The sequence below is a fragment of the Pseudomonas alcaligenes genome, from assembly GCF_041729615.1.
In the GTDB taxonomy this organism is placed as follows: Bacteria; Pseudomonadota; Gammaproteobacteria; order Pseudomonadales; family Pseudomonadaceae; genus Aquipseudomonas; species Aquipseudomonas alcaligenes_B.
Genome location: NZ_CP154874.1, coordinates 3,036,667 through 3,057,865 on the forward strand (window position 1 = coordinate 3,036,667; position 21,199 = coordinate 3,057,865).

A 21,199-nucleotide genomic window follows, 5' to 3' on the forward strand; every position below is an offset into this window, starting at 1 on the left:
ACGCGTGCAGCTCCGAGGAAACAGCCTCGCTGGCTGATCGACCTCTGGCGGAAAAAGCACAGTCCCTGCAGTGTAGCCTTCATCCCATAGCCCTCTGCCGCAGCCAGGAATCCATGACCTACCTCGAACTTGAAATGCGCTTGCCTGCCGATTACCGGGCGGCCGACCTGCTGGCTTTCCATGCTCGAGATGCCCAGGCCCTGGCCGAACGCGTCACGGCCGCGGGGCTGGACAAGGGCATCCTCTGGCAGGGACAGCCGGCCTGCCTGAGCCTGGCTTTCGCCGGCGGGCAGGTGCGCGCGGCGCTGCAGCTGGATGGCCAGGCAGGGGATGACCTGCCATCGCTGCGGGCGCTGGTCGAGCACATGCTGGGCATGAACCAGCCGGTGACGGCGTTCGAGTCGGCGCTGGGCGATCACCCGCTGCTGGGGCGCCTGATCGCCGCCAACCGGGGCTTGCGCGTGCCGCAGTCGGCTTCGCCGTTCGAGGCCCTGAGCTGGGCCATCAGCGGCCAGCAGATCAGTTTGCAAGTGGCCATCGCGCTGCGCCGTCGACTGATCCAGCTGGCCGGGCGGCGCCATTCCAGCGGCCTGCTGTGCTATCCGGATGCCGCGGCGGTGGCACGGCTGGACGCCGACGCCCTGGGCCGCGCCGGCTTTTCCCGGGCCAAGGCGCAGACCCTGTTGCTGCTGGCGCGCGAGGTGGTGGAGGGGCGGCTGCCGCTGGATCAGTGGGTGCAGGACGAGCCGGCCGAGGCCATTGGCCGGCGCCTGCTGGTGCTCAAGGGCATAGGCCCCTGGACGGTGGACTATGCACTGCTACGCGGCTTCGCCCGCCTGGATGGCTCGCTGCACGGCGATGCCGCTGTACGCCGCCAGCTGCAGCGGCTGCTGGGCGTCGAGGAGAAGCTCGAGCAAGCCTTCGTGCGCGACTGGCTGGCGCCCTTCGCTCCCTGGCGGGCACTGGTGGCGGCGCATCTCTGGGCGATGCCCTGAGGCCGTGGAGCGCGCGCAGCCGGGCCAGGCGGGGAGGGAGCGAGGGTGCGGGGCACACCCCGGACCGCTTTCCAGCAACGCCCCGCCGGCGCGCTGCGGCCCTTGCTCAGCGCAGCTGTTGCAGCAGCGCCGGGGTCGGGTAGCCGTCGGCCGGCAGGCCCAGGCTCTGCTGGAAGGCACGCACCGCGCGGCGGGTGTTGGCGCCGATGATGCCGTCCGCCGGGCCCGGGTTGAAGCCCCTGGCGGCCAGGCCTTCCTGCAGGGCGATGCGCTCGCTGCGCCCCAGCGGGCGCTCGTCCTTCGGCCAGCTGCCGCTGATCTGCCCGCCACCGACGAAGCGCTGGCCGAGCAGGCCCACGGCCAGGGCGTAGGAACTGGAGTTGTTGTAGCGCAGGATGGCGTTGAAGTTGCGGAACACAAGGAAGGCCGGGCCGCGGTGACCGGCCGGCAGCAGCAGGTAGCCGGTATCGTCCGGCGCCAGGCCGGCCGGGGTGCCCTTCACGCCGAGCGCGTGCCACTGGGCATAGGTCTTGCGGATCTCGCTGTCGGCCAGGGCATGGTCGAAGTCGTCCGGCAGGGCGACCTGGAAGCCCCAGGGCTTGCCCTGCTGCCAGCCGGAGGCCTGCAGGTAGTGGGCGGCCGAGGCCAGGGCGTCGGCGCTGGAGTTCCAGATGTCGCGCCGGCCATCGCCGTCGAAGTCCACCGCGTGGCTCAGGTAGGTGGTGGGAATGAACTGGGTCTGGCCCATGGCCCCAGCCCAGGAACCGCGCAGGCCGCTTATCCCGATGTCGCCGCTCTGCAGGATCTGCAGGGCCGCCAGCAGCTGCTCCTCGGCCCAGCGCGGGCGGCGCCCCTCGTAGGCCAGGGTGGCCAGGGAGCGGATGACCGAGTTGTCGCCCATGAACTGGCCGAAGCTGCTCTCCATGCCCCAGATGGCGACCAGGGTCTCGCGCTCGACGCCGTAGCGCCGCTCGATGGCATCCAGGCTGGCGGCATGCTCGGCGAGCAGGGTCTGGCCCTTGCGCACGCGCACCGGCGAGATGGCGCCGTCCAGGTACTCCCACACCGGGCGGGTGAATTCAGGCTGCGCGCCGTCGGCGCGTACCACGCTCGGGTCGGGGGTCACGCCACTGAAGGCGCGGTCGAACAACTCGGCCTGGATGCCGCTGCGCAGGGCCTTGAGGCGGAACTGGCGCTGCCAGCCGTTGAAGTCGATGGCCGGTGCGGGGGCCACGGCCACCTGTACCCTGTCGTTGCTCGGCGCCATGCGTTGCGGCTGGGCTGCCGGCTGGCTGGAAACCAGTTCGGGGGCGGTGTCCGGGGTTTCGGCGCAGGCGCCGAGGAGCAGGGTGGCGCCGACGAGCAGGCCGCTCAGGCGGGCGGTAGGAAAGCGGTGGGGCATTGCGCGGTGTCTCGGTCTTGCCAATCAGACCGCGACCTTAGCATGCCGGATATGCCGGTGGCGCCCCGCCGGCGGCTCAGGCGGCGAATTTCGCCAGGGCCAGAAAGCAGGAAGCCTCCCAGTGGGAGGCTTCGCGGCGGTAGCTGCCTTTGCCCTTCTTCGGCTGTTCCTGGCGGCTGCGGAACAGCGGTTGGGCGATGATGGACTTGGCCTTGTTCGGCCGCTTGCGGGCTTTCTTGCTCATCTCGATGATCCTCGCGCACCCGCGACGCTGCGGGCGGCGCGGACTATGCGCCGCTGTACGAAAAATGTCCAGTGGCGCTATTCGCTCAGCGCCAGGCGCTGGCCGGCCATCAGCAGGGCCAGGCGCGCCAGGCTGCTCCAGGCGTCGCCGGCGGCCTGGCCCTTGACCTGCGCGTCGATGCGCTGGGCGTCGATCAGCAGCTGGTTCCAGCGCGCCGCGGTGTGCCGCTGCAAGGCACGGCTGTAGAGCGGGCGGCGCTTGTCCCAGACCGGCGGGCGGGCGCTGGCGAAGGCCTTCTCCAGCGGCACGCCCTGGCTGAACTGCTGGGCCAGGCCGGCCAGCTGGCGCAGCTCGCGGGCCAGCATGACGACGATGAACAGCGGCTCCACACCCTCGCCGCGCAGGCCTTCGAGCATGCGCAGGGCATGCGCCGCCTCGCCGCCCAGCACGGCGTCGATCAGGCCGAACACGTCGTAGCGGGCGCTGTCGGCCACCGCCGCCTGCACCGTGCCGACATCGACCTGGTTGCCTTCGGCCAGCAGCTTGAGCTTCTCGATCTCCTGGGCGGCGGCCAGCAGGTTGCCCTCGACCCGCGCGGCGATCAGTTCCACCGCTTCCTGGGTGGCCGCCAGGCCGGCCTGTGACAGGCGCTGGCGAATCCAGTTGGGCAGCTGCGCGACCTCGATCGGCCAGATCTGCAGGAACTGGCTGTGCGGCCCCTCGATCAGCGCCTTGGCCCACTTGGTCTTCTGCGTGGCGCCGTCCAGCTTGGGCAGGCTGATCAGCAGCACGGTGTCTTCCGGCGGCCGCCCCAGGTATTCGAGGAGGGCGGCGGTGCCCTTGTCGCCGGGCTTGCCACCCGGGATGCGCAGCTCGATCAGGCGCTTCTCGGCGAACAGCGAGAGGCTGGCGCCGGCCTCGTAGAGCAGGCCCCAGTCGAAGCTGGCTTCGGCATGGAACACCTGGCGTTCGCTGAAACCCTGCTGGCGGGTGGCGGCGCGGATGGCGTCCTCGGCTTCCTGGCACAGCAGCGGCTCGTCGCCACTGACCACGTAGACAGGCGCGAGCGAGCCCTGCAGGTGTTTGCCGAGTTGCGCGGGATTGAGCTTCATAGACAGCTGGGGCCGCAGAAGCGGCCCCTGGGTCTTACTGGCTGATCGGCAGCTGGATCGGCGACTGCAGCGGCGCCGATTCCTGCTCGGCGCGGCGCGCGGCGGCAGCGGCTTCCGCTTCCGCGGCGGCACGCGCCTCGGCCTCCTGCTGCAGCTGCTCCAGCTGGGCCGGGCTCAGCAGCTGCAGGCGCAGGGACATCTGCTGGACCAGTTCGCGGCGCATTTCCTGGCGCAACTGGCCGGACTCCTGGCTGGAGCCGATGAGGTTGTTCTCGTCGTGCACATACACGCTCTGCACTTCCAGCTTGTCTCGGAGCAGCAGCAGGTTCTTCTCGCCGCGGATCTCGTAGTCCAGGCGGGTGGTCAGCTCGTACTCGGCGCTGCGTGCGCTGCTGGTGACGCTGGCGGTGCGCTGGGTTTCCTGCTCGTTGGCCAGGAACAGGCGGTAGGGCGCGCCGCTGTGCACCTTGACGCCGCTGTTTTCCAGCAGCTGCTGCAGTTGCTTGGCGGTGTCGCCATAGGCGTTGCGCGCCTGCAGGTCGATTTCCTTGATGGCGAACTCGGCGCTGCCGGTACCGCGCAGCTGGAAGCCGCAGGCGCTGAGCAGGACGGCGAGGCCGATGACCAGCATGTTCCGTTTCATCATTGTTTTCTTCCCCTTGAGACTCCCGGCGCCGCGGCGCCGGGCTTGATCAGTTGGCGACTATGTTGACCAGCTTGCCCGGCACGACGATGACCTTGCGGATGGTCACGCCCTCGGTGAAGCGCTGCACGTTCTCGTTGGCGCGGGCGGCGGCCTCGACTTCCTCGCGGGAGGCCGAGGCGGGCACCTCGATCTGGCCGCGCAGCTTGCCATTGACCTGGATGACCAGGGTCAGGCTGTCCTGCACCAGGGCCGACTCGTCTACCTGCGGCCACTGCGCGTCGATGATCGCGCCGGCCTTGCCCAGGCGCTGCCACAGTTCGTGGCAGATGTGCGGGGTGATCGGCGCCAGCAGCAGGGCCACGGTCTCCAGGCCTTCCTGGAGCAGGGCGCGGTCCTGTTCGGTGGCGGTGGCGGCCTTCTCCAGCACGTTCATCAGGGTCATCACCTGGGCGATGGCGGTGTTGAACTTGTGGTGCTGGCCCACGTCGTTGCTGGCCTGCTTGATGGCCAGGTGGATGGCGCGGCGCACGGCCTTCTGCTCGTCGGTCAGGCTGGCGACGTCCAGCTGGCCCGGCAGGCCGGCACTGACGTGGCTGTGGGCCAGGCGCCAGACGCGACGGAGGAAGCGATTGGCGCCCTCGATGCCGGCGTCCGACCACTCGCAGCTCATGTCGGGCGGCGAGGCGAACATCATGAACAGGCGGCAGGTGTCGGCGCCGTAAGCGTCGATCATGGCCTGCGGGTCTACGCCGTTGTTCTTCGACTTGGACATCTTCTCGGTGCCGCCGATTTCCACCGGCAGGCCGTCGCTCTTCAGCTTGGCGCCGATGACCTTGGCCTTGGCGTCACGCTCGACTTCCACGTCGGCCGGGTTGAACCAGTCCTTGCCGCCGTTTTCCAGGGTGCGGTAGTAGGTTTCGGCGACCACCATGCCCTGGGTCAGCAGGTTCTTGAACGGCTCGTTGGAGGTGACCAGGCCTTCGTCGCGCATCAGCTTGTGGAAGAAGCGCGCGTACAGCAGGTGCAGGATGGCGTGCTCGATGCCGCCGATGTACTGGTCCACCGGCAGCCAGTGGTTGGCGGCCTGCGGGTCGACCATGCCGCCGGTGTAGTTCGGCGAGGCGTAGCGGGCGTAGTACCAGGACGACTCGACGAAGGTGTCCATGGTGTCGGTTTCGCGCTTGGCCGGGCTGCCGCATTTCGGGCAGCTGCACTCGTAGAACTCGGGCATCTTGGCCAGCGGCGAACCGGCGCCGTCCGGCACCACGTCTTCGGGCAGCACCACCGGCAGCTGGTCTTCCGGCACCGGAACATCGCCGCAGCTCGGGCAGTGGATGATCGGGATCGGGCAACCCCAGTAGCGCTGGCGGCTGATGCCCCAGTCGCGCAGGCGGAACTGGGTCTTGCGCGCGCCATGGGCGCTGGCTTCCAGGTCGCCGACTATGGCGTCGAAGGCGGCGCTGAAGTCCAGGCCGTCGTACTTGCCGGAGTTGATGGTGGTCAGGCCGGCCTTGTCGCCATACCAGTCCTGCCAGGTGCTGGTGTCGTAGTCCTTGTCCGCCGCGACATACACCTGCTTGATCGGCAGGTCGTACTTGTTGGCGAACTCGAAGTCGCGCTCGTCGTGCGCCGGCACGGCCATCACAGCGCCTTCGCCGTAGCCCCACAGCACGTAGTTGGCGACGAACACCGGCAGCTTGTCGCCGGTCAGCGGATGGATGACGAACTGGCCGGTGGCCAGGCCCTTCTTCTCCATGGTGGCCATGTCGGCCTCGGCCACGGAGCCGGACTTGCACTCGGCGATGAAGGCGGCAATCGCCGGGTTGGATTCGGCGGCGCGCTGGGCCAGCGGGTGCTCGGCGGCCACGGCCACGTAGGTGGCGCCCATCAGGGTGTCGGGGCGGGTCGAGTAGACCTTGAGCTGGCCATCCACGCCGATGCTGGCGACGTCGTAGTCGAACACGATGTCGGCACCGAAGCTCTTGCCGATCCAGTTGCGCTGCATGGTCTTGACCTGCTCGGGCCAGCCTTCCAGCTCGTCCAGGCTGCTCAGCAGCTCTTCGGCGTAAGCGGTGATCTTGAAGTAGTACATCGGGATTTCGCGCTTCTCGATCAGCGCGCCCGAACGCCAGCCACGGCCGTCAATGACCTGCTCGTTGGCCAGCACGGTCTGGTCGACCGGGTCCCAGTTCACGGTACCGTTCTTGCGGTAGATCACGCCCTTCTCGAACAGGCGGGTGAACAGCCACTGCTCCCAGCGGTAGTAGTCCGGCTTGCAGGTGGTGACTTCGCGGGTCCAGTCGATGGCCAGGCCCAGCGATTTCAGCTGGGACTTCATGTAGGCGATGTTCTCGTAGGTCCACTTGGCCGGCGCGACCTTGTTCTTCATCGCCGCGTTCTCGGCCGGCATGCCGAAGGCGTCCCAGCCCATCGGCTGCAGCGCGTTCTTGCCCTGCATGCGCTGGTAGCGGGCGATCACGTCGCCGATGGTGTAGTTGCGCACGTGGCCCATGTGCAGCTTGCCGCTCGGGTAGGGGAACATCGACAGGCAGTAGAAGGTGTCCTTGCCCGGCTGTTCGGTCACGACAAAGGACTTCTGCGCGTCCCAATGGGCTTGGGCGGCGGCTTCGATTTCACGGGGCGAATACTGTTCGTGCATGGGCTTCGGCGCTGAAAAATGGGGCTTGCGAGAAACGCCGTAGCATACATGACCCCCTTGGATTCAGGGAAACCTTGATTGTGCCGCGCCCGCCGTTTGTCGCGGCGCCCGGCCGCGCTCCGGCCCGGCGCTAAGCTTGCCTGTAGGGGCGCGCAGGTCGGCGCCCGGTCGAGGTGGTGGATGGCAGAGTTGCGGCGAAGGGAAGAGGCAGGTGGGCTCTACGAGCGGCTGTTGCAGCGCCTGGCCCTGGCCCTGGAGGAAGCGGACAGCGCTTCCCGCCTGCACCAGGCCGCACCGCTCGAGCTGGAACTGAGCGGCCTGACCCCGGCGGAGATGCAGCTGATCCGCGCCTACCTGGACCGCGATCTCAACTGGCTGCGTGGCTGGCATGCCGCCGCCGAGGAGCTGGCGGTGATCGAGCAGGCGCCGGCGGTCGTAACGCGGGCGGCGGGCAAGTTGCCGCCCAGGGCGGCCGGCAAGGCGCCGGTGCGCGGCAAGTCGACGCTCAAGAAACGCCAGCCGCTGTGCTGTGCCCTGTGCGGTGCGGCGGCGCAGATTCAGCGTGGCGAAGGGGTGTTGCCGTGCGTCTCCTGCGGCTCCAAGCTGTTCCGCGCCGGTCAGCCGCGCTAGCGCTTGCAGATCGGGCTCGACTCCCCAGGGCGTAGCTCATAACCTCCGGGCACTGGAGGTGCCCATGGAACTGCGCTTCATCCTCAAACAGCTGCTCCTGCCGCCCGGCGGCCTGCTCCTGCTGATCCTGCTGGCCTGGCTGCTGTGGGCCTGGCTGGGACGGCCGCGTCTGGCGTCCGTCTGCCTGCTGCTCGGCCTGGGCGGTTTGTGGCTGCTCAGCCTGCCGGCCGTGGTGGAGTGGTCGGCGCGTCTGCTCGAGCGCGAGCCGGCGCTGGCCGAGTCGCAGTGGCCGGCACTGGCGCAGCGCGCCGAGGCGATCGTGGTGCTCGGCTCCGGGCGCGAGGAGGCCGATCCGGCCTGGGGCAGCGACCAGCCCAGCGTCACCGCCGTCGAACGCCTGCGCTATGCGGCGCGCCTGCAGCGCGCCGCCCAGCTGCCGGTGCTGATCAGCGGTGGCCTGCACTACGGCCAGCCGCCCAGCGAAGCGGCGCTGATGGCCGAGGCGCTGCAGCGCGACTTCGGCGTGGCAACCCGCTGGCGCGAGGAGCGTAGCCGTACCACCTGGGAGAACGCGCTGTTTACTGCCGAGCTGCTCAAGGCAGAGGGCGTGAGCCGCGTGGTGCTGGTCACCCAGGCGGCGCACATGCCGCGGGCGCGCTGGTGCTTCGAGCGCGCCGGGCTGCAGGTGGTGGCGGCGCCGCTGGGTTTTCTCGGCGTGCCCAACGAGCGCCCGCTGGGCGGCTGGCTGCCGGAGGGCAAGGCGCTGTGGCAGAGCACCCGGCTGCTCAACGAGGCGCTCGGGCTGCTCCTCTATCCGCTGCTGTATCGCTGAGCCGGCGCGCCGCGCGGCCGTTATTCAGGCCGCCTGCGGGCTGAGGTCGCGTGCCGCGCGGCGGCGGGCGACGAAGGCCCAGCCCAGCAGCAGGCTGCACAGCACGACCAGCGGCCAGGCGCGCCACAGCAGGTAGGGCGTCAGGCCTTGCATCGGCTGCACCTCGCCATACAGGACGGCCTGCTGGAACTGCGGGATCTGCACGCTGATGCGGCCCTGCGGGTCGATCAGCGCGGTGACGCCGTTGTTGGTGGCGCGGATCATCCAGCGCCCGGCCTCGAGGGCGCGCATCTGCGCCATCTGCAGGTGCTGCAGCGGGCCGATCGAGGTGCCGAACCAGGTGTCGTTGCTCACCGTCAGCAGCAGGTCGCTGCGGGCGGCCAGGCCGGCGGCGAATTCCGGGTAGACCACCTCATAGCAGATGAACGGCGCGATCTTCAGGCCCTTGGCCTGCAGCGGAGCCTGGTCGGCGGGGCCGCGGGCGAAGTCGGACATCGGTAGGTCGAAGAAGGCGATCAGTCCGCGCAGCACTTCCTGCAGCGGCACATACTCGCCGAAGGGCACCAGCTTCTGCTTGAGGTAGGTGCCCTCGCCCCAGCCGGTGACGGTGATCGCGTTGTAGTAGCGCTTCTCGCCGTGCTCGTTGGCCTGGCGCAGCGGCACGCCGGTGATCAGTGCGGCATCGCGCTCGGCGGCGACCCGGCCCATCACGCGCAGATAGCCCTCGGCGTATTCCTTGAGCACCGGCACGGCGGTTTCCGGCCAGACGATCAGGTCGGCTGGCCGGCTGCTCAGGGTCATGTCGCGGTACAGCGCCAGCTGGGCGTCCAGCTGCTCCGGGTCCCACTTGAGGTTCTGCTCGATATTGCCCTGCAGGGCGGCGACCTTGAGTGGCTCACCTTTGCGCTCGGTCCAGGCATGGCCATTCAGTGCCAGGCCGGCGACCCAGGGGGCCAGCAGCAGGAGCAGGGCGGCGGCCAGGCGCGGCTTGTCGCCCAGCAGGCGCGGCAGGTTGACCAGCAGGGCGGCGGACAGGGCCAGCACCAGCGAGATCAGCCACATGCCGCCGACTGGTGCCAGCCCGGCCAGCGGGCCGTGCAGCTGGCTGTAGCCGGCGTAGAGCCAGGGGAAGCCGGTGAGGAACCAGCCGCGGAAGGCCTCCTGGGCCAGCCACAGGGCGGCGAAGGCCAGGGCGTCGCCGATCGGCGCGTCGTTGCGGCGCAGCCAGCGCGCCCACAGCCAGGCGCCGAGGGCGAAGAACAGCGCGACCCCGGCGCAGAAGCCGAAGGTGAGGAAGGCGGCCAGGGCCGGCGAGGCGGCACCATAGTCATGGATGCTGACATAGACCCAGCTGGTGCCGGCGAGGAACAGGCCGATGCCGTAGAGCCAGCCGCGCAGCAGGGCCTGGCGCGGGTTCAGCCCACGCAGGCCGAGGTAGAACAGGGTGATGGCCAGCAGGGCCAGCGGCCAGATATCGAAGGGGGCCAGGGCCAGGGTGGTGCAGGCGCCGCCGGCGATGGCCAGCAGGTTGCCCGGCCAGCCGGGTTGGGTGATCCAGCGCATCGTGCGTCCTTGATCGGGAATCAGGCGGGCAAGGGTACTGGAAGGGCGGGAGGCGGGGTAGGGTGCGCGGCACGCACCCTGTATCGGCGAGTGACCGGGGGCGCTCGGCGCCCCATGGTTCAACGTTCCAGCGGGGTCAGGCGCAGCAGGTGCACGCGGCGGCTGTCGGCGTTGAGCACGCGGAAGCGGTACTCGCCGATCTCGGTCACTTCGTTGCGCTTGGGCAGGTGGCCGAAGGCGTTCATCACCAGGCCGCCGACGGTGTCGAACTCGTCGTCGGGGAACTCGGTGTCGAAGGCCTGGTTGAAGTTGTCGATCGGGGTCAGCGCCTTGATCAGGAAGTCGCCGGAGGGCAGCGGCTTGATGTAGCTGTCTTCCTCGACGTCGTGCTCGTCCTCGATGTCGCCGACGATCTGTTCCAGCACGTCCTCGATGGTCACCAGGCCGGCCACGCCGCCGTATTCGTCGATGACCACGGCCATGTGGTTGTGGTTGGCGCGGAACTCGCGCAGCAGCACGTTGAGGCGCTTGGACTCCGGCACGAAGGTGGCCGGGCGCAGCAGTTGCTTGATGTCGAACGGCTTGTCGCCGCCCAGGATCAGCGGCAGCAGGTCCTTGGCCAGGAGGATACCGATGACTTCATCCAGGCTCTCGCCGATCACCGGGTAGCGCGAATGGGCGGAGTCGATGATCGCCGGGAGGAACTCCTGCGGCGACTGGCTGGCCTTGATGCTGACCATCTGCGAGCGCGGCACCATGATGTCGCGCACCTGCAGGTCGGCGACCTGGATGGCGCCCTCGACTATGGCCAGTGCCTCGCTGTCGAGCAGCTTGTTCTGGTGGGCTTCGCGCAGGACTTCCAGCAGTTCCTGGCGGTTTCTCGGCTCATGAGCAAAAGCCTGGGTCAGCTTGTTGAACCAGGACTTCTGCTCGTTGCTCGATCGGTCTTCGCTCATGGTGTTTCTCGGTGCCTTCTTATTCTTCGGCGTAGGGGTCGGGATGCCCCAGTTCGGCCAGCAATTCTCGTTCCAGCGCTTCCATCTCCTCGGCTTCCTCGTCCTCGAGGTGGTCGTAGCCGAGCAGGTGCAGGCAGCCATGGATGACCAGGTGGGCCCAGTGGGCCTCCGGGGCCTTGCCCTGTTCGCGGGCCTCGCGCTCGACCACCGGCACGCAGATCACCAGGTCGCCGAGCAGCGGGATGTCGAGGATGCCTTCGGGGATTTCGGCGGGGAAGGACAGCACGTTGGTGGCGTAGTCCTTGTGCCGCCAGGTGCGGTTCAGTTCGCGGCCCTCGTCCTCGTCGACCAGGCGGATGGTCAGCTCGGAGTCGGCCGTGCGCTGGCGCAGGGCCAGCTCGCACCAGCGCCGCAGCTGCGCCTCAGCGGGCAGGGTGGTGGCGCTGGAGGCATTCTGCAGGTCCAGTTCAAGCATCGCGCGGGCTGTCCTTGCCGGGTTGGCGCTCCTCGAAGCGCTCGTAGGCCTCGACGATGCGCTGCACCAGGGGGTGGCGCACCACGTCCTTGGGCTTGAAGTGGGTGAAGCTGATGCCCGGCACGTCCTTCAGCACTTCCATCACGTGGGCCAGGCCGGACTTGGTGCCGCGCGGCAGGTCGACCTGGGTGATGTCGCCGGTGATCACGGCGGTGGAGCCGAAGCCGATACGGGTGAGGAACATCTTCATCTGCTCGAGGGTGGTGTTCTGACTCTCGTCGAGAATGATGAAGCTGTTGTTAAGGGTGCGGCCGCGCATGTAGGCCAGCGGGGCGATCTCGATCACCTGCTTCTCGATCAGCTTGGCTACCGTCTCGAAGCCGAGCATCTCGTACAGCGCGTCATACAGCGGGCGCAGGTAGGGGTCGATCTTCTGCGCCAGGTCGCCGGGGAGGAAGCCGAGCTTCTCGCCGGCCTCGACCGCCGGGCGTACCAGCAGGATGCGCCGCACCTGTTCGCGCTCCAGCGCGTCCACCGCGCAGGCCACCGCCAGGTAGGTCTTGCCGGTGCCGGCCGGGCCGATGCCGAAGTTGATGTCGTTGTCGAGGATGGCCTTGACGTAGCGCTGCTGGTTGGCGCCGCGCGGCTTGATCACGCCCTTCTTGGTGCGCAGGGCGATGCCGGCGTCGGCCTTGCCGCTGTCCAGCGCTTCCAGGCCGGATTCCTGCAAGTACAGGTGGACCAGGTCGGGCGACAGCTCGGCGCTCTTGGTCTCGCGGTACAGGCGGCGCAGCAGGTTCTCGGCGGACTGGGTGTGGCGGGGCTCGCCGACCAGTTCGAACTGGTTGCCGCGGTTGCGGATTTCGATGGCCAGGCGTTGTTCGATCAGGCGCAGGTGCTCGTCGAATTGCCCGCAGAGGTTGGCGAAGCGGCGTGCTTCGAAGGGTTCGAGGATGAAGCGATGGGGTTCTATGGGCGCGTTCAATGTGGTCCGGTTGCCGCTGTGCGGCGGGAATGATGGTCGAAGGATAACTCCAGGCGCCCGAGGGCGAAAGTTCGGGCGCCTGTCTGCGGGCTAGCCGTTAGTCGATAAGGGTGCCGCGCAGCGAGTGGGGCAGGGCGTCGTCGATGTGCACCAGGGCGAACTGGCCGATCAGGCGCGGGTTGCTGGCGCGGAAGTTGACGATGCGGTTGTTCTCGGTGCGGCCCTGGAGCATGCCCGGGTCCTTCTTCGAGTAGTCACTGACCAGGATGCGCTGGGTGCTGCCGACCATCCGTCGGCTGATCTCGAAGCCCTGCTGGTGGATGCGCGTCTGGAGGATCTGCAGGCGCTGCTTCTTCACCTCTTCCGGGGTGTCGTCGACCAGGTCCGCCGCCGGGGTGCCGGGGCGCGAGCTGTAGATGAAGGAGAAGGAGAAGTCGAAGCCGACGTCCTCGATCAGCTTCATGGTCTGCTCGAAGTCCTTGTCGGTCTCGCCGGGGAAGCCGACGATGAAGTCCGAGCTGATGCAGATGTCCGGCACCGCCGCGCGCAGCTTGCGGATGCGCGATTTGTATTCCAGTGCCGTGTGGTTGCGCTTCATCGCCGCCAGGATGCGGTCCGAGCCGGACTGCACCGGCAGGTGGAGGAACTTCACCAGTTGCGGGATTTCGGCGTGGGCCTGGATGATGGCGTCGGAGAACTCCAGCGGATGGCTGGTGGTGTAGCGGATGCGCTCGATGCCGTCGATGGCGGCCACCGCATAGAGCAGTTCGGCGAAGTCGGCGATGCGCCCGTCCGGGGTCTCGCCGCGGAAGCCGTTGACGTTCTGGCCGAGCAGGGTGACTTCCTTGACGCCTTTCTCGGCGAGCTGGGTGATCTCCAGCAGCACGTCGGCCAGCGGGCGGCTGACCTCCTCGCCGCGGGTGTAGGGCACCACGCAGAAGGTGCAGTACTTGCTGCAGCCTTCCATCACCGAGACGAAGGCGCTGGGGCCGTCGACGCGCGGCTCGGGCAGGCGGTCGAACTTCTCGATCTCGGGGAAGCTGATGTCGACCTGGGCCTTTCTGGTGGTGCGCGCGGCGTCGATCATCTCCGGCAGGCGGTGCAGGGTCTGCGGGCCGAACACCACGTCGACATAGGGCGCGCGGTCGCGGATGGCGGCGCCTTCCTGGCTGGCCACGCAGCCGCCGACGCCGATCACCAGGTCGGGGTTGTCCTGCTTCAGCTCGCGCCAGCGGCCCAGTTGGGAGAACACCTTCTCCTGGGCTTTTTCGCGGATCGAGCAGGTGTTGAGGAGGATCACGTCGGCTTCCGCCGGGTTCTCCGTGACTTCCAGGGCCTGGTGTTCGCCCAGCAGGTCGACCATGCGCGAGCTGTCGTACTCGTTCATCTGGCAACCGTGGGTCTCGATATAAAGCTTCTTGGCCATCTGTCTTCGTCGGGGTGGTTCGGATGAACCGCGCATTATAGGCGGCGACCACCCAGCTTCCTAGGCTTGCCGGCCCGGTGGCTGTGCTAAGATGCGCGCCCCGATTTGCAGCCGTCCTCTATTCTTCCCCCATGAGCAAGCGCGAACCCATCTACAAGGTGATCTTCCTCAACCAGGGCCAGGTGTACGAGATGTACGCCAAGCAGATCTATCAGAGCGATCTGTGGGGCTTCCTGGAGGTGGAAGAGTTCGTCTTCGGCGAGCGCACCCAGGTGGTGGTCGACCCCAGCGAGGAGAAGCTCAAGGCGCAGTTCGAGGGCGTGGTGCGCAGCTTCGTGCCGATGCACGCGATCATCCGCATCGACGAGGTGGAGCGCCTGGGCACGCCGAAGATCAGCGAGGCCAGGGGCGGCGGCAACGTGATGCCGTTCCCCATGCCGATGCCGGAGAAGTGAGGCTCAGTTCGGCGCGAAGGCCGGCACCTGCGGGCTGCCGAGGGTGCTGCCCGGCGCCGGGGTGAAGCCCGAGCCGGGCGCGGCCGGGGCGCTGTCGATGTTCTGCAGTTCCAGCAGGTAGCTGCGGAAGATCTGCCCCAGCACCTGGCTGGCGGCCTGCAGCTCTTCGCGCTGCATGCGCTCGGCGACCTGGTCGGCGCTGTCCATGGCCTCGTCCGAGCCATTCACTGCCGCCATCTTCAGCACTATGTAGGCCTGCACGTTGTTGGCCGGCACCCCTTCGCCGCGGAAGAACATGGTGCCCAGGCGCAGCTGGGCCTGGGCGTTGCCCTGCAGCGAGGCCTGCTCGAACCAGTGCAGGGCCTGGGGCAGGTCGCGCGGGGCGCGCTGGCCGTCGTAGAAGAATTCGCCGAGTTCGTACTGGGCCTGGGCATCGCCCTGGCGGGCCTGCTCCTGGCAGGCCGCCACGGCCTGGGGAAGGTCCTCGGCGGCGCTGTCCAGCGAACAGCTGCCCGTGGCCGGCACCAGCAACGAGTTGTCGCCTGCGTGGGCCAGCAGGGGGGGAACAAGCAACAGGCAACCGAGGAGCAGGTTGCGGCCGGTGCGGCTCATGGAAATCGGAACGCCTCGCGAACGGTCGGGCCTCATGCCCAGCCGGCTGAATGCGCCGGCCATCACATTATGTGATAAGCCGGTGCGTCCTTACAAAGTCTTTGCCGGATTTCTCGCAGCGCCCTTCCAGGCCCTCACTTGAGCCTGGCGAAGGCGCGCTCGGCGGCGGCGAAGGTGATCTCCAGTTCCTTGTCGCCGTGGGCGATGGAGGTGAAGCCGGCCTCGAAGGCGCTCGGCGCCAGGTACACGCCGCCTTCCAGCATCAGGTGGAAGAACTGGTTGAAGCGTGCCGCGTCGCTGGCCATCACATCATTGAAGGTGACGATGTCGTCGGCGCCGCTGAAGTACAGGCCGAACATGGCGCCGGCCTGGGTGGTGACGAAGGGGATGCCGGCGGCATCGGCGCGCTCCTGCAGGCCAGCCAGCATGCGGCTGGTGAAGTCGGACAGCTCGGCGTGGAAGCCCGGGCGGCTGATCAGCTTGAGGGTGGTCAGACCGGCGGCCATGGCCAGCGGGTTACCGGACAGGGTGCCGGCCTGGTAGACCGGGCCGAGCGGGGCGATGCATTCCATGATCGCGCGCTTGCCACCGAAGCAGCCGACCGGCATGCCGCCGCCGACGATCTTGCCGAAGGTCGACAGGTCCGGGGTGACGCCGTAATGCGCCTGGGCGCCGCCGAGGGCGACGCGGAAGCCGGTCATCACCTCGTCGAAGATCAGCACCACGCCGTGCTTGTCGCACTGCTCGCGCAGGCCTTCGAGGAAACCCGGTGCCGGCGGCACGCAGTTCATGTTGCCGGCGACCGGCTCGACGATGATGCAGGCCACGGTCGAACCGACTTCGGCGAGGGTCTTCTCGACGGCGGCGATGTCGTTGTAGGGCAGGGTCAGGGTGTGCTTGGCGAAGTCCGCCGGCACACCGGCCGAGCTCGGCACGCCCTGGGTCAGCAGGCCGGAACCGGCCTTGACCAGCAGGCTGTCGGAATGCCCGTGGTAGCAGCCTTCGAACTTGATGATGGCGTCGCGGCCGGTGTAGCCACGGGCCAGGCGGATGGCGCTCATGGTGGCCTCGGTGCCGGAGCTGACCATGCGCACCAGCTCCATGGACGGCACGATGGAGCACACCAGGTCGGCCATCTCCACTTCCAGGGCGGTCGGCGCACCGTAGGACAGGCCGTGCTCCAGCTGCTTGCGCACCGCGTCCAGCACCTGCGGGTGGGCGTGGCCGAGGATCATCGGGCCCCAGGAGCCGACGTAGTCGACGTAGCGCTTGTCGTCCTCGTCGATCACATAGGCGCCTTCGGCGTGCTTGAAGAACAGCGGGGTGCCACCGACACTGCGGAAGGCACGCACCGGCGAGTTGACGCCGCCGGGGATGTGTTTCTGGGCGTTGGCGAACAGGACTTCGGAACGGGACATGGCGGCTCTCTTTCTAAAGGGGCTCGAATCAGGAAGCAGTGAACAGCGCGCCGAAGGCACGCGCGCGGGCCTCCACCTCGGTGGCGGAGGGCGCGGAGAACAGGGCATGGACTACTGCCAGCAGGTCGGCGCCACGGCTGATCAGCTCGGCGCCGTTGTCCAGGCCGACGCCGCCGATGGCGGTGATCGGCAGGGCGAAGCGTGCGCGGGCCTGCTCCAGCAGTTCGGGCGTGGCGCTCGGCGCGCCGGGCTTGGTCTGCGAAGTGAAGAAGCGGCCGAAGGCGATGTAGCTGGCGCCTTCCCCGGCGGCCTGTTCGGCCAGCGCCAGGCTGGCGTGGCAGGTGGCGCCGATGATCGCCTTGCGCCCGAGCAGGGCGCGGGCTGCGGACAGGGAGCCGTCGCCCTGGCCCAGGTGCAGGCCGACGCCCAGGCGCGCGGCCAGTTCGGCGTCGTCGTTGATGATCAGCTCGGCGCCGTGGCGCGCACAGAGTTCGGCCAGGGCCGAGGCTTCGCGCAGGCGACGGGCCTGGTCGGCGGACTTGTCGCGGTACTGCAGCAGGCGCGCGCCGCCTTTCAGGGCCGCTTCCACATAGGGCAGCAGGCGGCCATCGGCCAGCAACTGGCTGTCGGTGATGGCGTACAGGCCGCGCAACGGGCTACTCACGAGCAGAAGTCCAGCGGCAGTCGGCGCGGCACGAACTGGCCGTGGCCGGGTTGCTCGGCGTCGCGCAGGGTGCGCCAGGTGTAGTCGAGGGCACTGCGTACGGCGCTGACCACTTCCTCGCCCAGGGCCAGGCGGCCGGCCAGGGTGCTGGCCAGGGTGCAGCCGGAGCCGTGGTAGCTGCCCGGCAGGCGGGCGCAGGTGAAGGTGTGGCAGTCGCCGCCGCGCACATAGAGGCGGTTGTGTACTTCGGCCTCATCGCCGTGGCCGCCGGTGATCAGCAGGTGCTGGCAGTAGGCGGAAAGCTTCGCGGCGCATTCGTCCGCCGTGCCCTCGGGCAGCTCGGCGAGGATGCGCGCTTCCGGCAGGTTGGGCGTGGCCACGGCAGCGATCGGCAGCAGGCGCTCGCGCATGGCGTAGCCGACGTCGTCCTTGCCCAGCGAGCCGCCGCCGCCGGCGCGCAGCACCGGGTCGCAGACCAGCGGTACGCCGGGCAGCGCCTGCATGATCTCGACCACGGTATCGACCATCTGCACCGAGCCGAGCATGCCCAGCTTGACGGCGGCCACCGGCAGGTCGGCGATGATGGCGCGGGCCTGAGCCAGCACCCAGTCGCGGTCGAGTACGCGGAAGTCGCTGACGTTGACCGTGTCCTGCACGGTCAGCGCGGTGACCGCCGGGGCGGCGTGGCAGCCCTGGGCGAGCAGGGCTTCGATGTCCGCCTGCAGGCCGGCACCCCCGGAGGGATCATGACCGGACAGGCAGAGGACGACGGGGCGGGAATTGTGTCTGTTCATGGCCGGCGAGCTTACCACCTGGCGGCCGGACCACCCAATTGCCGGGGCGCGACAACTTGTCCGGGCGGCCGGATTTTTCCGCAAGCCCCTGTGATAGAGTGCCGGCATACCAAATACAGAAGGATTCTGTGCGCCGTCCCCGTGGGAGATGAGGGCTCCCGGACGGCTGCGCACGAATTCGGGCGGGCCTGCATGCGTTTCCTAGTCTTTGTTGTTCTGTTCAGTCTTTCCTGGCTGGCCCGCGCCGTCGAATTCGACGAGCATGCCGGCTATCTGCCGCTCGGCCCGCATATGCAGGTGTTCGAGGACGTGCGCGGTGATGCGACCATCGACCAGGTCAGCTCGGCGGCGCTGGACGGCAGCTTCCGTACCAACGGCAAGCCGGTGCTCAACGCCGGCTACTCGCGCTCGGTGTTCTGGCTGCGGGTCGACTTGCTGTACAAGCCCCGGCAGCTCGACGAGCACAAGCACTGGCTGCTGGAGCTGGCCTATCCGCCACTCGACCACCTGGAGCTGTACTTGCCGGATGGCGCCGGCGGCTACCGCCTGGCCGGCCGTACCGGCGACGCCTTGCCCTTCTCCAGCCGGCAGATCAAGCAGAACAACTACCTGTTCAACCTGGAGCTGCCGCCGGGGCAGAGCCAGCGCATCTACCTGCGCGCGCAGAGCCAGGGTTCGATGCAGATGCCCCTGGGGCTGTGGGCGCCGGAGGCCTTCATCGAGGCGCAGCCGACGCGCATCTACGTGCTCGGCATCATCTACGGCGTGCTGCTGGTGATGCTGATCTACAACCTGTTCATCTACCTCAGCGTCCGCGACACCAGCTACCTCTACTACATCCTCTACATCGCCTCCTTCGGCCTGTACCAGGTGTCGGTCAATGGCGCCGGCATCCAGTACTTCTGGCCCGACGACCCCTGGTGGGCTAATGCCTCGACGCCCTTCCTGATCGGCTCGGCGGCGCTGTTCGGCTGCCAGTTCGCGCGCAGCTTCCTGCACACCGGCGAGCACAGCCCCTGGGTCGACCGCGCCCTGCTCGTGCTGATGGCGCTCGGCGCGCTGGTGATGCTGCTGGCCCTGACCAGCAGCTACGCCACCGCCCTGCGCCTGGCCACTTCCCTGGCGCTGGCCTTCACCGTGGTGATCTTCAGCGCCGGCGTGCTGGCCTGGCTGCGCGGCATGCGCGTGGCGCGCTACTTCATCTTCGCCTGGACCGCCTTCCTGGTCGGCGGGGTGATCAACACCCTGATGGTGCTGGGCTACCTGCCCTACAGCTTCTTCACCATGTACGCCAGCCAGTTCGGTTCGGCGCTGGAGGTCGGCCTGCTGTCGCTGGCCCTGGCCGACCGCATCAACGCGATGAAGGAAGAGCGCACGCGCATCCTGCAGCAGGCCGGCCGCGAGCTGGAGGCGCTGAACCGCGAGCTGGCCGACAGCAACCGGCTCAAGGACGAGTTCCTCGCCACCGTCACCCACGAGCTGCGCACGCCGATGAACGGGGTGATCGGCTCTCTGGAGCTGATGCAGACGGTGAAGATGGACGTCGAGCTGGAGCAGTACCAGAAGACCGCCGCCGCCTCGGCGCGCGACATGATGCGCATGGTCAACGACATCCTCGCCCTCACCGAGCTGCAGGCCGGCAAGCTCTACCCGCGGCGCGAGCCGTTCAGCCTGCGCGGCCTGGTCGACGGCCTGCGCGCGCAGTACTGCCCGCGCGCCACCGACAAGGGCCTGGAGTTCGTCGTCGAGCTGGAGGACAGCCTGCCCGACACCCTCGAGGGCGACGCTACCAAGCTGGCCCAGGCGCTGGGCTACCTGCTCGACAACGCCATCAAGTTCACCCACCAGGGCCGCGTGGTGCTGCGCGTGGCCGCCGCCGGGCCGCTGGCCGGCAGCATGCCGCTGCGCATCGAGGTGCTGGACAGCGGCATCGGCTTCGTCACCCCCGAGGGCGGCAAGCTGTACCAGCGCTTCCGCCAGCTGGACGGCTCCATGACCCGCCAGTACGGCGGCCTGGGCATCGGCCTGGCGATCTGCCGGCAGCTGGTCGAGCTGCTCGGCGGCAGCCTGCAGCACCAGTCGCAGCCAGGGCAGGGCAGCGCCTTCGCCGTCACCCTGCAGCTCAGCCTGCCGGCCCAGCGCCAGGCCACGCCGCTCAGCCCGCGGCGCATCGGCGGGGTGCCGCAGCGCCGGCCGGAACAGTGCACCGTGCTGATCGTCGAGGACAACGCGATCAATCAGCTGGTCACCCGCGGCATGCTGCTCAAGCTCGGCTACCGGGTGCGTACCGCCGACAACGGCGCCGAGGCCCTGGAGATGCTGCGCGGCGAGCCGATCGACGCGGTGCTGCTGGACTGCCAGATGCCGGTAATGGACGGCTTCGCCACCTGCCGCGCGCTGCGCCACCTGCCCGGCTGCGCCGATCTGCCGGTGCTGGCCATCACCGCCCACAGCCACAGCGGCGACCGCGAGCGCTGCCTGGCCGCCGGCATGAGCGACTACCTGGCCAAGCCGGTGAAGTTCCTCGAGCTGCAGACCCTGCTGCACGACTGGGTGCTGTGCCAGCCGGCCAGCCACTGAGGCGCCGGTCTGTCGAAAGGCAATGATTCGGCCGCGATTTGGCCGGATCGTCTGCTTCACTGAAGAAGTGAATCGTGATTCACTGAGATGGACTCATGAACAGGGATCCAGCTCATGGCCTATCGCACCACCCCCGAACGCCTCGACCGCGCCCAGGAACTGCGCGAACGCATCCTTGCCTGCGCCCATGCGCGGGTCGCCGAGGGCGGCTTCGCCAGCCTGACCATGCAGGCCCTGGCCGAGGATGTCGGCATCGCCACCGGCAGCCTGTACCGCCATTTCAGCGGCAAGGGTGAGCTGGCCGCGGAAGTCTTCAGCAACGCCTGCCGCATCGAGGTCGACGCCCTGGCCGCGATTCTGCGTGCGCCCGGCCGCCCTGCCCGGCGCCTGGCCGCCGGCCTCGAGCAGTTCGCCGCGCGTGCCTGGCACAGTCGGCGCCTGGCCTTCGCCCTGATCGCCGAGCCGGTCGACCCGGAAGTGGACGAGCAGCGCCTGCTGTTCCGCGAGGCCTACGCCGAGCTGTTCGTCGAGCTGCTCGAAGAGGGCGTGCGCGCCGGCGAATTCCGCGTCGAGCAGGTCAACCTGGTGGCCGCCTGCCTGGTCGGCGCCATCGCCGAGGCCCTGGTCGGCCCGCTCTCGCCGGCGGCCCGCGCGGCCCGCGACGCCGGCCAGCCGGCGGCGGACCTGGCCGGCGTCAGTCAAACCCTGATCACCTTCTGCCTGCGCGCCGTCGGCGCCCCGGAGTCCTGAC

General features: G+C 68.6%; 20 protein-coding genes. 6 read left to right on the top strand and 14 right to left on the bottom strand.

Annotated features, from left to right (window positions below; all coding sequences use genetic code 11):
* Positions 1-113: 113 nt before the first annotated feature.
* Complete coding sequence (locus AAG092_RS14635) at positions 114-995, top strand: DNA-3-methyladenine glycosylase (protein WP_373387246.1); 882 nt, start codon at positions 114-116, stop codon at positions 993-995.
* 106 nt (positions 996-1,101) lie between these two features.
* Here AAG092_RS14635 and AAG092_RS14640 read toward each other — a convergent pair whose 3' ends face one another.
* The 5 genes from AAG092_RS14640 to leuS form a co-directional block, all read right to left on the bottom strand.
* The gene (locus AAG092_RS14640) at positions 1,102-2,397 is read right to left on the bottom strand and encodes a lytic murein transglycosylase (RefSeq protein ID WP_373387247.1); all 1,296 of its coding nucleotides are present in this window, start codon (positions 2,395-2,397) and stop codon (positions 1,102-1,104) included.
* Between the two features lie 76 nt (positions 2,398-2,473).
* A complete protein-coding gene (gene arfA, locus AAG092_RS14645; RefSeq protein WP_110683922.1) occupies positions 2,474-2,641 on the bottom strand; it encodes an alternative ribosome rescue factor ArfA in 168 nt (55 codons plus the stop codon).
* A gap of 77 nt (positions 2,642-2,718) precedes the next feature.
* Positions 2,719-3,753 (bottom strand): DNA polymerase III subunit delta, encoded by a 1,035-nt coding sequence (gene holA / locus AAG092_RS14650; protein WP_110683921.1) that lies wholly within the window; start codon positions 3,751-3,753, stop codon positions 2,719-2,721.
* Positions 3,754-3,787: 34 nt separating this feature from the next.
* Positions 3,788-4,399: an LPS assembly lipoprotein LptE gene (lptE, locus tag AAG092_RS14655; protein WP_110683920.1), complete on the bottom strand. Its 612-nt coding sequence runs from the start codon at positions 4,397-4,399 to the stop codon at positions 3,788-3,790.
* A gap of 46 nt (positions 4,400-4,445) precedes the next feature.
* Entirely contained in the window at positions 4,446-7,058 is a 2,613-nt protein-coding gene (leuS, locus tag AAG092_RS14660; RefSeq protein ID WP_373387248.1) for a leucine--tRNA ligase, read from the bottom strand.
* Between the two features lie 180 nt (positions 7,059-7,238).
* Between leuS and AAG092_RS14665 the strand changes: the two genes are divergently transcribed.
* Positions 7,239-7,688, top strand: coding sequence for a hypothetical protein (locus AAG092_RS14665; RefSeq protein ID WP_110683918.1), 450 nt, complete (start codon positions 7,239-7,241; stop codon positions 7,686-7,688).
* 64 nt (positions 7,689-7,752) lie between these two features.
* Positions 7,753-8,520, top strand: a complete 768-nt coding sequence (locus AAG092_RS14670; RefSeq protein WP_373387249.1) for a YdcF family protein — start codon at positions 7,753-7,755, stop codon at positions 8,518-8,520.
* Between the two features lie 24 nt (positions 8,521-8,544).
* On the opposite strand, the gene lnt is transcribed toward AAG092_RS14670, so the two are convergent.
* The 5 genes from lnt to miaB form a co-directional block, all read right to left on the bottom strand.
* Positions 8,545-10,083, bottom strand: a complete 1,539-nt coding sequence (gene lnt / locus AAG092_RS14675) for an apolipoprotein N-acyltransferase (protein WP_373387250.1) — start codon at positions 10,081-10,083, stop codon at positions 8,545-8,547.
* Between the two features lie 119 nt (positions 10,084-10,202).
* Entirely contained in the window at positions 10,203-11,039 is an 837-nt protein-coding gene (locus AAG092_RS14680; protein ID WP_110683915.1) for an HlyC/CorC family transporter, read from the bottom strand.
* 19 nt (positions 11,040-11,058) lie between these two features.
* Entirely contained in the window at positions 11,059-11,514 is a 456-nt protein-coding gene (gene ybeY / locus AAG092_RS14685) for an rRNA maturation RNase YbeY (protein WP_373387251.1), read from the bottom strand.
* Entirely contained in the window at positions 11,507-12,499 is a 993-nt protein-coding gene (locus tag AAG092_RS14690; RefSeq protein ID WP_373387252.1) for a PhoH family protein, read from the bottom strand. Before AAG092_RS14690 ends, ybeY begins: the two co-directional genes overlap by 8 nt.
* A gap of 97 nt (positions 12,500-12,596) precedes the next feature.
* The gene (gene miaB, locus AAG092_RS14695; protein ID WP_110683912.1) at positions 12,597-13,925 is read right to left on the bottom strand and encodes a tRNA (N6-isopentenyl adenosine(37)-C2)-methylthiotransferase MiaB; all 1,329 of its coding nucleotides are present in this window, start codon (positions 13,923-13,925) and stop codon (positions 12,597-12,599) included.
* Between the two features lie 131 nt (positions 13,926-14,056).
* Here miaB and AAG092_RS14700 point away from each other — a divergent pair, with 131 nt between their 5' ends.
* Positions 14,057-14,380, top strand: coding sequence for a DUF1820 family protein (locus AAG092_RS14700; RefSeq protein WP_110683911.1), 324 nt, complete (start codon positions 14,057-14,059; stop codon positions 14,378-14,380).
* A 3-nt stretch (positions 14,381-14,383) separates the two neighbouring features.
* Here AAG092_RS14700 and AAG092_RS14705 read toward each other — a convergent pair whose 3' ends face one another.
* The 4 genes from AAG092_RS14705 to AAG092_RS14720 form a co-directional block, all read right to left on the bottom strand.
* Complete coding sequence (locus AAG092_RS14705) at positions 14,384-14,992, bottom strand: tetratricopeptide repeat protein (protein ID WP_373387253.1); 609 nt, start codon at positions 14,990-14,992, stop codon at positions 14,384-14,386.
* A 134-nt stretch (positions 14,993-15,126) separates the two neighbouring features.
* Positions 15,127-16,410, bottom strand: coding sequence for a glutamate-1-semialdehyde 2,1-aminomutase (gene hemL / locus AAG092_RS14710; protein WP_373387254.1), 1,284 nt, complete (start codon positions 16,408-16,410; stop codon positions 15,127-15,129).
* A gap of 28 nt (positions 16,411-16,438) precedes the next feature.
* Positions 16,439-17,074 carry a thiamine phosphate synthase gene (thiE, locus tag AAG092_RS14715; RefSeq protein ID WP_373387255.1) on the bottom strand — a complete coding sequence of 212 codons (636 nt, stop codon included), beginning with the start codon at positions 17,072-17,074 and terminating at the stop codon, positions 16,439-16,441.
* On the bottom strand, positions 17,071-17,868 hold the full coding sequence (locus AAG092_RS14720) for a hydroxymethylpyrimidine/phosphomethylpyrimidine kinase (RefSeq protein WP_021701870.1): 798 nt from the start codon (positions 17,866-17,868) through the stop codon (positions 17,071-17,073). The genes thiE and AAG092_RS14720 overlap by 4 nt, the downstream gene beginning before the upstream one ends.
* Positions 17,869-18,060: 192 nt before the next feature.
* Between AAG092_RS14720 and AAG092_RS14725 the strand changes: the two genes are divergently transcribed.
* Together AAG092_RS14725 and AAG092_RS14730 are read left to right on the top strand one after the other, a co-directional pair.
* Positions 18,061-20,448 carry a 7TM diverse intracellular signaling domain-containing protein gene (locus tag AAG092_RS14725; protein ID WP_373387256.1) on the top strand — a complete coding sequence of 796 codons (2,388 nt, stop codon included), beginning with the start codon at positions 18,061-18,063 and terminating at the stop codon, positions 20,446-20,448.
* Positions 20,449-20,562: 114 nt separating this feature from the next.
* A complete protein-coding gene (locus tag AAG092_RS14730; protein ID WP_110683905.1) occupies positions 20,563-21,198 on the top strand; it encodes a TetR/AcrR family transcriptional regulator in 636 nt (211 codons plus the stop codon).
* Position 21,199 lies beyond the last annotated feature (1 nt).

Bases quoted from the DNA above. Each gene is read 5' to 3' on its own strand.
- holA (WP_110683921.1), bottom strand. From the start codon at position 3,753: ATGAAGCTCAATCCCGCGCAACTCGGCAAACACCTGCAGGGCTCGCTC.
- AAG092_RS14635 (WP_373387246.1), top strand. From the start codon at position 114: ATGACCTACCTCGAACTTGAAATGCGCTTGCCTGCCGATTACCGGGCG.
- AAG092_RS14725 (WP_373387256.1), top strand. From the start codon at position 18,061: ATGCGTTTCCTAGTCTTTGTTGTTCTGTTCAGTCTTTCCTGGCTGGCC.
- lptE (WP_110683920.1), bottom strand. From the start codon at position 4,399: ATGATGAAACGGAACATGCTGGTCATCGGCCTCGCCGTCCTGCTCAGC.
- AAG092_RS14680 (WP_110683915.1), bottom strand. From the start codon at position 11,039: ATGAGCGAAGACCGATCGAGCAACGAGCAGAAGTCCTGGTTCAACAAG.
- leuS (WP_373387248.1), bottom strand. From the start codon at position 7,058: ATGCACGAACAGTATTCGCCCCGTGAAATCGAAGCCGCCGCCCAAGCC.
- AAG092_RS14720 (WP_021701870.1), bottom strand. From the start codon at position 17,868: ATGAACAGACACAATTCCCGCCCCGTCGTCCTCTGCCTGTCCGGTCAT.
- arfA (WP_110683922.1), bottom strand. From the start codon at position 2,641: ATGAGCAAGAAAGCCCGCAAGCGGCCGAACAAGGCCAAGTCCATCATC.
- hemL (WP_373387254.1), bottom strand. From the start codon at position 16,410: ATGTCCCGTTCCGAAGTCCTGTTCGCCAACGCCCAGAAACACATCCCC.
- AAG092_RS14665 (WP_110683918.1), top strand. From the start codon at position 7,239: ATGGCAGAGTTGCGGCGAAGGGAAGAGGCAGGTGGGCTCTACGAGCGG.
- AAG092_RS14705 (WP_373387253.1), bottom strand. From the start codon at position 14,992: ATGAGCCGCACCGGCCGCAACCTGCTCCTCGGTTGCCTGTTGCTTGTT.
- AAG092_RS14640 (WP_373387247.1), bottom strand. From the start codon at position 2,397: ATGCCCCACCGCTTTCCTACCGCCCGCCTGAGCGGCCTGCTCGTCGGC.
- miaB (WP_110683912.1), bottom strand. From the start codon at position 13,925: ATGGCCAAGAAGCTTTATATCGAGACCCACGGTTGCCAGATGAACGAG.
- AAG092_RS14670 (WP_373387249.1), top strand. From the start codon at position 7,753: ATGGAACTGCGCTTCATCCTCAAACAGCTGCTCCTGCCGCCCGGCGGC.
- ybeY (WP_373387251.1), bottom strand. From the start codon at position 11,514: ATGCTTGAACTGGACCTGCAGAATGCCTCCAGCGCCACCACCCTGCCC.
- AAG092_RS14700 (WP_110683911.1), top strand. From the start codon at position 14,057: ATGAGCAAGCGCGAACCCATCTACAAGGTGATCTTCCTCAACCAGGGC.
- AAG092_RS14730 (WP_110683905.1), top strand. From the start codon at position 20,563: ATGGCCTATCGCACCACCCCCGAACGCCTCGACCGCGCCCAGGAACTG.
- lnt (WP_373387250.1), bottom strand. From the start codon at position 10,083: ATGCGCTGGATCACCCAACCCGGCTGGCCGGGCAACCTGCTGGCCATC.